This is a genomic window from Paenibacillus endophyticus (assembly GCF_014192395.1).
GTDB classification, from domain to species: domain Bacteria; phylum Bacillota; class Bacilli; order Paenibacillales; family Paenibacillaceae; genus Pristimantibacillus; species Pristimantibacillus endophyticus.
The window spans coordinates 192,941-206,156 of sequence record NZ_JACHXW010000007.1; the positions used below are offsets into that span (position 1 = coordinate 192,941).

Genomic DNA, 13,216 nt, shown 5'->3' on the forward strand with positions numbered 1-13,216 from the left:
GTATCTGTAGGTTAACACCTATACTAAGGCTATGGCTAGGGCTATGGCTAGCTAAAAGAGAGGAATGATTCCTATGACCACTATGAAAGCAATTGGATTACACCGTTACTTGCCCATCGAGGACGTGGAAAGCCTCATCGATCTGCACATCGAAAAACCTAATCCTACGGGACGAGACCTGCTCGTTAAGGTACAAGCCATTTCCGTCAATCCCGTGGATGTGAAAGTCCGTTCACCGAAGGGAAAAACGGAAGCCGCTCCTCGCGTGCTTGGCTGGGATGTCGCAGGTATCGTCGAAACGGTAGGCCCCCATGTCTCCCTTTTTAAGCCGGGTGACGAGGTTTACTACGCAGGCAGCATAACGCGTGCCGGCGGCAACAGCGAGTTCCACCTCGTCGATGAACGCATTGCCGGCCATAAACCAAAAACGCTTGATTTTGCTCAAGCAGCAGCTTTGCCGCTTACTGCCATCACCGCTTGGGAAGGATTATTCGATCGTCTCGGCATCTCACATAACCGTGACCTTAATGATGGCAAGTCTATTTTGATAATAGGCGCTGCTGGCGGAGTCGGATCTATTGCCACTCAGCTCGCTAGCGAAGCTGGGTTGACCGTAATCGGAACCGCTTCAAGGCCTGATTCAGCGCAATGGGCACGCTCATTTGGCGCCCATCATACGATTAACCACCATTCCGCGTTCCTGCCGCAGCTGCAGACGCTCGGCTTTGCATCGGTCGACTATATTTTCTGCCTTAACCAGACGGAGCAGCATTGGTCCAATATGGCTGAAGCGATCGCGCCTCAAGGGAAAATTTGCTCCATTGTAGAGATGAGCTCGCCTATCGACCTGACTCTGCTCAAAAACAAAAGCGTTACCTTCGTCTGGGAACTCATGTTCACGAGAGCGATGTATGAAACGGCAGATATGGAAGAACAGCACCGGCTGCTGAATGTGATTGCCGAGCGGATCGATAACGGTGTTCTCCGTACAACCATTGCCAAGCGGCTGTCGCCAATTAATGCCGCCAACCTGCGGGAAGCCCATCAAATCGTAGAAACTGGCAGCATGATTGGAAAAATCGTTCTGGAGCGGTTTGAGTAAGCATGCGAATCGTATGCCAGCCTGCAAAAGCAAATAGATGGAGCTGCTACCAGCTCCATTCCTGCATTCCGAGGTTGACTTTAACGTTACGTATACCTTTATTCTTGGGAAGTGAGTGATACATACCATAGAAGGAGGAGTTGCCGATGCCTGATCATGGGGCAATCTACACGCAGCAAGCGGAGCGCTACCACGAGTTAATCGCGAAGCAACCGAGCTTAAAATCAATCATAGAGGAAATACGGCCCGTGGCAGGGCTAGACGTAGTCGATCTTGGCGCTGGCTCTGGCAGGCTTGCTGCCGTATTGGCAGGTCAAGCGAGGTCGATTGTCGCGCTTGACGCACAGGCAGCGATGCTGGAAGTAGCAGCGAAGAGGCTGGCGCAAGCGGGATATACGAATTGGAGTACGAGCGTGGCCGACCACCGAAGCCTCCCCTTGGAGAATGACAGCGCAGACTTAGTCGTATCCGGCTGGAGCATTGGGTATCTAGGCAGCGACACACTCGCGAACTGGGAAGACAATATCAGGCAGGTCATGAGCGAGATCAAACGGGTGCTTCGCCCTGGCGGAACGGCAATCCTATTCGAAACGATGGGAACCGGGTTCGAAACGCCGAATCCCCCTCGCTTCCTAAAACCTTATTTCCATGCGCTGGAACGCCATTACGGCTTCTCGTACCGATGGGTGCGAATGGATTACGATTTCGACAGCGTGGATCAAGCCGAACAGCTGGCCCGCTTCTTCTTCAGCGACGAGCTTGCCGACCGAATAGTCGAGCAACAGCTTATTCGTCTGCCGGAATGCGCGGGTATCTGGTGGCTGCAGCTTTAGAGCTGCGCTAGCTGCTGCGACGGCTTTTGAACACATAAGGTCGTCATGCAGCGCTTGCCCGCTACGATAACGGTTTTGAGCGGCTCATACAGCAGTCCGCCTGCTCTCTCCGTAAGCCCCTGAATTCGCGCTTCATTCACAAGATAACGCCTGCTTCCATCAGGAAGCAGGTATTGTCCGTCTCCGAGGGGCTGCATGCTGGACTCCATCCCAATCGAAGAAGCCAATCGTGCGAACAGCCTGCCTCCGGGCGCAAGCACACGCCATAGCTCATCCCACATTTGATCGAAATGGGCGTCATTGCTTGCGAAATGCAGCACCGCGCTGCTAATAATGAAGTCAAAGCTATGATCCTTGAAGCTCAGCCGTTCGACAGCCTCCACGCTTGCTTGCTGCCCTGACCAATCAGGCGAGCATGCCGCTCCCAGCCTTTGAACATCGGCGATTGCCGCCTCTGAACGATCAATTGCCACGACCGAATAGCCGTTTCGAAGCAAATACACAAGATTGCGCCCCGAGCCGCAGCCCGCGTCCAGTATGCGCATATCCTTTGTTATTCGCCCCTTCAGCAGTTGGTCGAACAAATATATATCGATATCGCCAAAAAGCGACTTCAGGTCCGTTTCCATGCAATCGGCCCTCTTCCTTATGTGTGATTACATCTCATAAAGATAGATCTTTGTGCGGTACAAGTCTCTGCACTGGATGATACGCTCCGGCTTCCGATACGGCAGAGCAAAGCAAATGCTGATGACATACGCACCTGGTTTTAGCTGCTCGCCAAAAATCGTGTCCAGCCGCCGCATCGCCCCCGGATACAAGTAGCACACAACCCTATCCACATCTCTGTACGAATATGTGTATAAATCCTGCTTCATAAATGATACATTCGTCCGATTCTCAAGCTTTGCTGTAAAAAAAGATATCCACATGGGGATAACTGAATTCTCGATACCGATAATCCGCCAGCCTCTGAAGCTTCTTCCGAGCTGAAGCGCCAGCGTTCCCCAGCCAGAACCGGAATCAACCATAACCCCCTGCCCGGGCAGGCTTCTCAGCAATTGCAACACCTCTCGCCGCACCACGGCCGAGGAAGGCATCGGCGATATGCCATTGCGCCAGCTGACGAATACAATGGACAGCAAGGCAAGCAGCATCGCTGCCGCCGCCGTCAGCATAACAACCTGGTATACGAAGCTTTCCATTCGATTCTCCTGAACTTTAATCTGCCTTTTAACCGTATTGCGATGCCCAAGCTGGCAACCTTAACGTATACTCCTTGCTAAGACTTGTTGCCTCTGCGAACCTTCAGCTGCTTGCCTTTGACCGTCGTGTTTCTCATTACCTCCAGTACGAGCGAGCCCTTGCCGTTCAAAATTTCCACGTCCGTTACATTGTCCAGAATCGTAATAATCCCGATATCGTCGGCGGAAACGCCTTCTATCTTCGCGATCGTTCCGACGAAATCCACCGCACGCAGCTTTTTTTTCTTGCCGCCGTTGAAATTCAGCTTCATAATCTGCTTGTTCAGCTGCTCCCGCTTGTCCTTCTTCAGCTCAGGTCCGATATTGAGCTTCTCCTCAAAGGCTTCCCTGCGAAGATCGACGGCTTCCTCAGACGGCGCCTTTGCTTTATGAATAGCAAACCCGATATAGCTCTCGATTTCGGCAAGGCGCCTTGCATCCTTGGAAGCAGCGAAGGTGATGGCTTTGCCCGTTTTGCCAGCCCGTCCCGTCCTGCCCGTCCGGTGAACGTAGCTCTCCTTCTCAAGCGGAATATCAAAGTTGATGACATGCGTAATATTCGTAATATCGATGCCCCTCGCGGCTACATCGGTTGCGATCAAATAGCGGAATTGTCCTCTGCGGAACGCGTTCATAACCTCGAAACGCTCATCCTGCTCCATGCCGCCGTGAATGCGGTCACACGGGTAATCAAGCTCAGCCATCTGCCGGAATACGTGATCAACGTTCTCCTGCGTGCGGCAAAAAATAATGCAGCTGTCCGGATTTTCGACGATCATGACATCCTTCAACAGGGCAAACTTATCCGATTCCTTCACCTCGATGACCGAATGCTCAATCGTAGCGGTTGTTAGACCTGCCGCTTTGATCTCAACCTGTGCAGGCTCATGCATGTATTTGTGCGACAGCTTGGCAATGTCTGCCGGGAACGTCGCCGAGAACAGCATCGTCACCCGATCATTCGGCAGCTGCTCAATGATCGCTTGCACCTGCTCGATAAAGCCCATATTCAGCATCTCATCTGCTTCATCAATGACCAGATACTGAATGCGCTCAATCGGGAGCGTACCCCGTTCAATATGGTCGTGCACGCGGCCAGGCGTCCCTACAACCATATGTGTCCGCTGCTTCAGCTCCGCTCTCTGTATATGAAAAGGAGCCTTTCCGTAAACGGCCATGGATTTAATCCGCTTGAAGCGGCCAATGTTCGTTATGTCTTCATTGACTTGAAGAGCCAGCTCCCTGGTTGGCGTGAGCACAAGCACCTGCGGTTTATTTTCGTTCCAATCCACCAGCTCGCACAACGGAATGCCGTATGCCGCGGTTTTGCCGCTGCCCGTTTGGGACTTGACGACCAAGTCCTGCTTGCCGAGTGCTACCGGTATAACCTCGCGCTGCACCTCTGTCGGCGTCTCATAGCCAAGGCTCTCGAGCGCCCGTACAATTTCTTCGCTTAACGCGTAATCCGCAAACTTCATTTCACTCATCTATATACCTCTTCCGCACATTTTTAGTTTTTTCGTAACTTCAAGCATAGCATACTAGCTGTTCTTTTGATCCATAAACCTTCATCATCTCATTCGGCATGCTGAATATGGCTTATTTCACAGGACTTATGACTCATCTGCGATTAAGCCCTTCGTCTTATTATTGAACCAATATTGGAAATAAAACACAAAAGAATAGTAAACTAAGGATGATACCTACCAGCATTCGTGTAATTTGGTTACTACTTACTTAAGGGAGAGTGTCTGATGAGCGAACAACAGGAATATCGGTTTCAGGTTAATTTAAGCGGAATGATTAATATATTATCCAATCACTTATATAGCAGTCCAAAGGTGTTTTTGCGGGAGCTGCTGCAGAATGCCACCGATGCCATTACGGCGCGAAGCAGCATGGACCCTGTCTACAAAGGAAAGGTGTCCGTTGAAATCGCCGGAATCGGCGAGCATGTCACGATGACCGTGGAGGATACGGGCATCGGCCTTACCGAGGAGGATATCCATCAATTTCTGGCGATGATCGGCCATTCCTCGAAGGTCGGCAAAGATTTTCTCGCCAATGAAACCTCCTTTATCGGCCGCTTTGGCATCGGCCTCTTATCCTGCTTCATGGTAAGCGACGAGATTGTCGTACTGACCCAGTCCGCCAAAGGCGGCCCTTCCATGGAATGGCGCGGCAAGCCGGACGGCACCTACACGATCCGCAAGCTCGATACGCAGCTCGCAATCGGAACGAAAGTGTACCTGCGCTGCAAAGCCGATAGCGTTGACTATTTCGAGCCTGCTGCCGTTGAAGAGCTTCTCTTCTATTACGGCGCTTTGCTGCCGTATCCGGTCACGCTGGTCGCAGGCGGACAGCAGAAGTCCATCAATGCTTCTCAGCCAGTCTGGTTCGCGGAGCCTGAGCTTGCCCGCGGCAAACGCCGGGAGGTGCTCGAATTTGGAAGCCGACTTCTCGCGGAGCCCTTCGAGGATTTCATTCCGCTGCGCACGGCGAACGGGCGTACCGGCGGCATTGCCTATATTTTGCCGCATAGCGTCAATCTAAATGCTAGGCGCTCGCATAAGGTTTATTTGAAACAGATGCTGGTATCGGACAAAGCGGAAAATATTTTGCCGGAATGGGCCTTTTTCGTCAAATGCCTGATCTGGACAGATGAGCTGCAGCCAACCGCCTCGCGAGAGCATTTCTATGAGGATGACCGGCTGCAATCCGTGCGCGATGAGCTGGGAGAAGCCATTCGGGACGAGCTGGTTCGCATGGGGAGCCTTGAGCCTGAACGTCTTCAACGCATCATTGCCCTGCATGCTCTGCCTATGAAGGCGCTGGCCGCGGAGGATGCCGCATTCCTGAATACCATATACAAGTGGCTTACGTTCGAGAGCACTTACGGCGAACGCACGCTTGGCGAGCTGATGAATGAGAAGCAAAAGATTTACTATACCGCTACCGTTGATGAATACCGCCAGATCACGCATGTGGCGGCCGCACAGTCGCTGCTCGTACTGAACGGCGGTTATATATACAACAATCAGCTGCTTGACGGCATCGCATATTTGAACCCGGAGCTGGAGCTGGAGCGGCTGATGCCCGAGGATGTTTCGCTCTCCTTCACCGATCTGACGATGGAGGAAAAGAACAGCTATTACGATATGACCAGGCTTGCCGATGTCACGCTGCAGCGGTTCCGCTGCCATATTCAGCTGAAACGCTTCAAGCCATCGGAGCTTCCGGCGCTTTACACGCTATCGAAGGAGTCATCTGCGCTTCGATCTTTGGAGAAGGCGAAGGAATCGAGTACCGATCTGCTTTCGTCCGTGCTCGGCAATCTAGGAGCAAGCTTCGGCGAATCTGCCTATTCAACCTTATATTTCAACCTAAACAACCCGCTGATCAGCCGATTATTCGCGGCAAGCAGCAAAGAAATGCTGCCGGCCGCGGTTGAGATGCTGTATACAAACGCGCTGATGATGGGGCATTACCCGATGAGCCGGCAAGAGCTGGCTGTGCTGAATCAGGGCATTGTACGATTCATTGACTGGGGCTTGTCCGCGAATGCGGGGAATGGAGGGACATCCATATGAACTACGATTTCGAAACGTTGATGGACGAGGCTTACGATTTGCCGGATGGCCTTGCAAAGCTGGAGGTTCTGGAAGCAGCGGCGCGTTATGCCGATGCCGAAGGGAATATCGAGCAGGGCTATGAGGCTAGAAGCGAGATCGTTCAAACGGCTATTTTCCATGGCTACCCGCTCAAAGCGCTTATCGCGTTCTCCTGGCAGCTTGGCCAATACGACCGCAATCCTGAATCGTTCGCAAGCTTTAACCTCATGTGGTCCTACAAATGGATAGTCGGGCAAATTTCGCATTTCCCGGAAATTCCGCTCCATAAAATCGAAGAGCTTGTCGAGGATCTGGGCAAGCGGTATAAGGAGCATGGCTACGACGACCGCACTTATTTATATTATCGTTTCCGCACCGCCATGGACTTAGGCCATATGGAGAAGGCACAAGACTATATGGAGCAATTCCAGAAGGCCGACCGCGATCACATGAGCGACTGCGAGGCTTGCGAGCAAAACCAGATCGTGCAACTCTATTCCCTGCTCGGCGAGCATGAGAAGGCGCTTGAAGCCGCGAAGCCGATCCTGTCCGGCGACATGAGCTGTGCGGAGGTACCGCATATTACGCTCGCCTATCTGCTCCTTCCGATGCTTCATCAACAATCCGAGCAGGAAGCGCGCAAGGCGCACGTCAGGGGCTATCGGCTGATCAAGGGCAAACGGGACTTCATCGAGACGATCGGCAGGCATATCGCTTTTCTATCGTCAACGGATCTTAAGAAGGGCATCGACTTATTCGAACATCACTTGGCGATGGCCTATGATCATGAGGATCCGTTTCACAAAATGGTCTTTCATCTTTACAGCGCGCAGCTGCTTCAGAAGCTTGCGGCAAGCGGCTCGAAATATCGGCCGCGGCTGCCTGTCTCCTTCATTGGAACGGAAGAGGACACAAGCCTGGAACGCCTGGCCGACCACTTTGCCCAGCTCGCTTTGTCGTCTGCGCAGCAATACGACACCCGCAACGGCAATTCGTATTATATGGAATGGGCGGAGGAAGCACTTCGCCCGTAAGCATAGCGGCTTCTCCCTATGGTCTGTCATGGACCGCGGGGAGAAGCCTTTTTGAATAGGCATGTAAAACAGCTAGATAAGGCGCCAAAGCCTTGGCCGCCCCCGCATTTCCCCTTCTGCTAACGGCCTCTCTCCATACGCGAATTGTGCTTCAAAAAAACTTTTTTCGAAAATGGTGATCCGATTCTTCCTCCTCAGCGTGAGCCTTAGTAAGAAAGCAAAACAACCACAAAGAGGAGAGTGAATGTACCATGAAGATGAAAAAATGGCTTGCCCCCGTACTTAGCTTGTCTCTGCTGCTTCCCGCACTGGCAGGTACGCAAAGCGTTCGCGCAGAGTCGATGAAGCCGGGCGTAGAAACGCCTGCAGTCGAGCTTCGTGCAGGGCTCGATTACTTGCTATCCGAGCACTTCACGCTGGCGGTCGTCTCCATGACCAAAGCGTATGACGGCGCATCGGACGCAGCCTCGGCCCAAGCTGCGCTGGATCAAAATGCGAAAGACATGGTGCCCGCGATCGCTTCCATCTATGGCGATGCAGGCGCCAAGGAGTTCGACCGCATTTTCGCAGCTCATAATGGCTACACCGACAAGTATGTGACCGCTGTGAAAAGCAAGGACATGACGGGCCAAACGGCAGCTCGGAACGAGCTGGAGGCCTTTGCGAAGGAATTCGGAAGCTTCCTTGGCTCCGCGACGGAAGGCAACCTGCCTGCCGCTGCCGCTCAGGATGTCGTCCGCACGCATGAGAAGCAGGTTCTCGAAGTATTCGATTCCTATGCTGCAGGCAATTACAAAGCGGCATATACCGAATTTCGCGAGGGCTTGGGCTTCATGTTCGGCGTCAGCGATGCATTGGCAGGCGCAATCTCGACGCAGCTGCCGGCCAAATTCAATCAAACCCGCTCCGATACGCCTGCCGGAGACTTGCGTTCCGCACTGAACCACTTGGCTGCCGAGCATTACGCATTAGCCGTACTCAGCATGCAGAAGGGCTTCGACACATCGCCAGCCTATGCCGCTCTCTTGGAAGCTCAAGACGGCAACACCAATGATTTCACGGCTGCCATTACATCGATCTATGGGGCTGAGGGCGGTGCGGCATTCAAAAAAGTATGGACAGGCGACCATATCTTCGCACAGGATGAAATCATCAAGGCCGTGCTTGCAGGCGATACGGCCGCCATCAGCAAAGCAAGAGCCAAGCTGGATGCGTTCTCTGTAGCTTTCGGCAAATTCCTTGGCACAGCTACAGGCGAGAACCTGCCAACCGCAGGCGCTACTGCTGCAATTGCCGAGCATGAGAAGCTTGTGCTTGAAGCCTTTGATATTTATCAATCGAGCAATAAAACTGGTCTGTACGACAGCTTCCGCAAAGGCTACAGCTTTATGTTCGGCGTAGGCAAAGCGCTTGGCGGGGCCATCGTTACCCAAAAACCGGACCTCTTCCAAGTAAAACCGCCGGTTACGCAGCCTGAGAATCCGAATAACGTTACGACGATTTGGTTTCAGCTTGGCAACAAAAATGCCCAAATCAATGGAAAAAACGCGATGATGGATGTCGCTCCGTATGTCAAGAACGGTACGACCTTCGTCTCTCTCCGCACATTGACGAATACGCTCGGCGCAAACGTGCAATATGTACCGGCAAACAAAACGGTAGAGCTTAGACTTGGCGAGGATAAGGTCGTATTCTGGCTAGGCAAAAATGTGATTCAAGTCAATGGCGCTAACGTGACCCTTGATGCCGTCGTTCATATCAAAGACGGGCGTACGCAAGTTCCTCTTCGTTTCATTGCAGAATGGCTTGGCTGGAACGTCAATTGGAAACAGTCGAATCAATCCGCAACGTTGACGAAAACCATGTAATTGGCAGCTGGAACAAGCAGAAAACTCCTGACGGAAGCTGTCGGGAGTTTTTTATTTGCCATAGGATTCAAGCTGGCAGCTGGCAACATTCATAAACCTGACGCAGCCATCCATTTCGCCATGCCCATAAGGATTTGAGCGATTAACATGCGGATAACGAGGGTAATCATATTGCAACGAGACGAATGGCTCCGAGGGATAGTACTACAAAAAGTGAGTACTATCTCACCAAGGATTGGGTCATTATAATACAAGACATACCACCAAGAAAGGCATGTGAGTACAATGCTTCGATTGAATGCTACCCGCGTCGGCTTCCTGATGGGCGTGTCCCTGCTGCTTGCTGCCATCATCTACTTTTTCGCTGCCAACTGGGGCGGCTTAGGCCGTGCCGATAAAATTCTAGCCTCCGCCGGCATCATGGTGCTGTTCTACGGAGCATCTGCCTTTTTTGCCAAAATGAAAATCATGCTCGGACATCACTCTTTCCTGTCTGCTCTATTCCTAGTGGGCGGCTGCATTTCATTCGGCGCGGCCGTTGCGCTGCTCAACCAAATTTACAATTCCCATGCGGACACGTACGAGCTGTTTCTCGTATGGTCGGCTCCCGCACTGCTGTTCTCTTTTATTACGCGCTTCAACCCGTTTTATCTGTTGTCCTATGTCCTTATCCATTTAACGCTGTGGCAATATTTTTTCCCAAGCTCCATGTACATTGAACGCACAGATAACGAGCTTTGGCTGATCGGCTGCATGTTTACGCTCATCAATCTTATTCTGCTCCTGCTCACACAGTCCAAGCTTCTGCCTTCAGCTCCGCTGAAATTTGTTAGTTTTATCGTCTTCCATATTGCCTTGCTTTTTCTAAGCAATTCGACACAGTTTGAGCATTTGGGCTTTTGGATGAACATCGCTTGCATCACTGCAATTGCGACCGGATTCTACTACTTCATCCGAGTCCGACTAGACAAGGTGATGCTTACGCTTAATGCGTTGGCCGCATCCGCATTTGCTGTCTTTAAATTTCTAGAGCTGCTCTCCGAGCATGCTTCTACAACATTTTTTGTTTTCGGCTTGCTATTCGTCGCCTTGCTGCTGACCGCAAACTTCTTTTTCTTCCGCTTCCTCAACAAGCTCGGAGCTGATGAAGCAACGGATGAGCCGCATGCGGAGCCTAAGCTGAAGGAAGAGCATCAAAGCGTGCTCGTCGGCAAAATCGTATCCACAATCGTCACAGTAATCGGCGTGTTGATCGGGAGCATCTCACTGGTCGGATTAGTTTTGCTTGCATCGAACAATGTCGATCCGGAGCAGGTATTGCTCGTTCTCTCCTTCCTGTTCGTGCTTCCGATGCTGCTGCTTCGCCGTCTCAATCCGGTCATCCGGTATACGGTTCTAACGATCGGATACGCGGCAGGAATCGTCGCCATCGTATGGATCGACGCCGCAGCCTTAACGCTTCTGTTTCTTGCCTTAACGGCGGCAGGCTTGTTTAGGCTCCGCGGAAGGGCGCAGCATCTATTCAGCTATTCGCTCATTAACTTGACTATCGCCATTCTGCTGTTCCAGCTGTTTGAATACGTTCAACATGCTTCATCCTTTATTGTGCTCATTATGGCTGCGCTGAACGCCGTCGTCTTTGCGAGCCACCATCTTCTAGGCGAAGGGGCGATGCGACAGCATGTGAGGGAATGCGGACTGCTATTTACGCTGCTGCTGATGTTTTGGCTCACGTTTATGCCTGATATTTTCCCGTATTCCTATGAGCTTTTTAATGTAATCAACTTCCTTGCCGTAACCGTTCTTTCCTTTCTATTCGTTCGCCGGAAGCAAGCTCTGGAAGCAGCGGCGAGCTTAGTGTTTTGGTTCATTTACGTTGGTTTCAAATATTATGACTTATTCTGGACGCTGCTTCATAAATCGATAACCCTTGCTCTGCTAGGTGTGATCGCCATTGCCGTTACTTATTTGTTTGCCTATCGGTCACGCGCAGCCGTTCCGGAGGAAACTGATGTGTACAGCCGAATTCTGCATAAGAGTCCTATTCTAATCGCCATCGTCATCGTGCTTCAGCTTGGCTATGTCGGGTACCATGCTGCGACGAGCGAGGCCCTGCTCTCAGGCGGAACTCCCGTAAAGCTTGCCATTGAGCCGCTTGATCCCAGATCGCTGCTGCAAGGAGATTACGTTACGCTCAATTACAGTATTTCCACTCCGCCGTCCATCGTAAATAAGGAGCTTGAGGCCCGCGGAGGCTCGCGCCGCATCAAGGCTGTACTCCAGGAAGATGCGAATGGCATCTATCAATTTAGCCGGTTATATGTGCAGGGAGAGCCGATAAGCGCCAAAGAAATCGTCATTAATGGTGTCTATAATGGCTGGGATGGCATCTACTACGGCATTGAAACCTACTTTGTTCCGGAAGGCACCGGAATGGAGACCGAGCGGCAAGCGAAGTTTGCGCATGTCGTGGTTGGAAAAAACGGAGACTCTCTTCTGAAACGATTAAGCAAAGAATAAGCATTTGCCTCTGCAATTGAAAAAAGCAGGACATGCGCGGCTCATTCAGCCGGTTACGTCCTGCTTTTTCTTATGAGGTCAGCCTGCTCAGCTCCGGAAACTCCTCCAGGTAGCCATTGCGTTCGAGCTCCATCAGCGCCTTCCGAATGCTTTGCTCGTCTTCACCGGACTGATCCGAGAGCGTCAGCAGCTCCGCCAACGTAATTTCCTTATGCTCTTTACAATACGTAAGCAGGCCTTTGGCTGCCCAGGACAATCGGTCATCCTGGAATTCTCCGATCATTTTACGGAACAATTTATGTGGTATTAACTGCTCATCTACTAAGGACTGCATCGCTTTTATGGCTAGTTTTGTCGTCATGCGTCCCTTTTTGGCAACCTCATCCAAGGTGAGCGACGCGGTATCCGCCGTGCTAGAGCTCAGTACGATATAAATCATTTGCGAATAAATATCCAAGCTCGGATTGTAAAAGATTTCGGTCGAAACGGTGAAGTTTCGTACATTTCCAGGTGTTATTTCAGTAGTCATATTCTTTCTCTCCCTTCCGATTGGTCTATACCATAATAAAGGTTCGGATACGGGGTTTCAAATCAGCCTTTATTAGAAAATGTTAATTGTAGCCAAACCGGTATTTCTCTAAATCGATTCGTCCCTCTGCGCTTACTTCTATGCCTTCCTCTTCAAGAAAACGAATCTGCGAATACCGCGCCTCCTCGTCGGTTATGGCAATTTCTCCTTTTGCATTAATGACTCTGTGCCAGGGAAGCTTATGAATACCGCTAAGCGAATGCAGAATGCGAACGACCTGCCTTGCGCCTCTTCGGCTGCCGGCCTGCTCGGCTACTTGGCCATAAGTCATGACAGCTCCTTTCGGTATCGACTGGATAATCAAGATTACCTTTTGGGTAAATGGCTTCATGTCAATCGTTCTCCTTCTCTTCATTAGGCCTGTTAAGGGCGCTGATTACCCGTTTCTTAGCCAAAAGCGACAAATCGCAATTTT

General features: G+C 51.4%; 11 protein-coding genes. 6 read left to right on the forward strand and 5 right to left on the reverse strand.

Annotation, left to right across the window (positions count from 1 at the left end):
- Positions 1–73 precede the first annotated feature (73 nt).
- Entirely contained in the window at positions 74–1,102 is a 1,029-nt protein-coding gene (locus FHS16_RS13940) for a zinc-binding alcohol dehydrogenase family protein (RefSeq protein ID WP_183563095.1), read from the forward strand.
- Between the two features lie 146 nt (positions 1,103–1,248).
- Positions 1,249–1,935: a class I SAM-dependent methyltransferase gene (locus FHS16_RS13945; protein WP_183563098.1), complete on the forward strand. Its 687-nt coding sequence runs from the start codon at positions 1,249–1,251 to the stop codon at positions 1,933–1,935.
- Here the strand turns inward: FHS16_RS13945 and FHS16_RS13950 are convergent.
- The 3 genes from FHS16_RS13950 to FHS16_RS13960 form a co-directional block, all read right to left on the reverse strand.
- Positions 1,932–2,564 carry a class I SAM-dependent methyltransferase gene (locus FHS16_RS13950; protein ID WP_183563101.1) on the reverse strand — a complete coding sequence of 211 codons (633 nt, stop codon included), beginning with the start codon at positions 2,562–2,564 and terminating at the stop codon, positions 1,932–1,934. The genes FHS16_RS13945 and FHS16_RS13950 overlap by 4 nt on opposite strands.
- A gap of 27 nt (positions 2,565–2,591) precedes the next feature.
- Positions 2,592–3,140 carry a class I SAM-dependent methyltransferase gene (locus FHS16_RS13955; RefSeq protein WP_183563104.1) on the reverse strand — a complete coding sequence of 183 codons (549 nt, stop codon included), beginning with the start codon at positions 3,138–3,140 and terminating at the stop codon, positions 2,592–2,594.
- A 77-nt stretch (positions 3,141–3,217) separates the two neighbouring features.
- Complete coding sequence (locus tag FHS16_RS13960) at positions 3,218–4,666, reverse strand: DEAD/DEAH box helicase (protein WP_183563107.1); 1,449 nt, start codon at positions 4,664–4,666, stop codon at positions 3,218–3,220.
- 267 nt (positions 4,667–4,933) lie between these two features.
- On the opposite strand from FHS16_RS13960, the gene FHS16_RS13965 reads away from it, so the two are divergent.
- From FHS16_RS13965 to FHS16_RS13980, 4 genes are all read left to right on the forward strand, one after another.
- A complete protein-coding gene (locus FHS16_RS13965) occupies positions 4,934–6,769 on the forward strand; it encodes an HSP90 family protein (RefSeq protein WP_183563110.1) in 1,836 nt (611 codons plus the stop codon).
- Positions 6,766–7,824, forward strand: a complete 1,059-nt coding sequence (locus FHS16_RS13970; RefSeq protein WP_183563113.1) for a hypothetical protein — start codon at positions 6,766–6,768, stop codon at positions 7,822–7,824. The genes FHS16_RS13965 and FHS16_RS13970 overlap by 4 nt, the downstream gene beginning before the upstream one ends.
- A gap of 251 nt (positions 7,825–8,075) precedes the next feature.
- Positions 8,076–9,692, forward strand: a complete 1,617-nt coding sequence (locus tag FHS16_RS13975) for a copper amine oxidase N-terminal domain-containing protein (RefSeq protein WP_183563116.1) — start codon at positions 8,076–8,078, stop codon at positions 9,690–9,692.
- 285 nt (positions 9,693–9,977) lie between these two features.
- Positions 9,978–12,212 carry a GDYXXLXY domain-containing protein gene (locus tag FHS16_RS13980; protein ID WP_183563536.1) on the forward strand — a complete coding sequence of 745 codons (2,235 nt, stop codon included), beginning with the start codon at positions 9,978–9,980 and terminating at the stop codon, positions 12,210–12,212.
- A gap of 70 nt (positions 12,213–12,282) precedes the next feature.
- On the opposite strand, the gene FHS16_RS13985 is transcribed toward FHS16_RS13980, so the two are convergent.
- A complete protein-coding gene (locus FHS16_RS13985; protein WP_183563118.1) occupies positions 12,283–12,741 on the reverse strand; it encodes a hypothetical protein in 459 nt (152 codons plus the stop codon).
- An 82-nt stretch (positions 12,742–12,823) separates the two neighbouring features.
- Positions 12,824–13,132: an MGMT family protein gene (locus tag FHS16_RS13990; RefSeq protein WP_183563121.1), complete on the reverse strand. Its 309-nt coding sequence runs from the start codon at positions 13,130–13,132 to the stop codon at positions 12,824–12,826.
- Positions 13,133–13,216 lie beyond the last annotated feature (84 nt).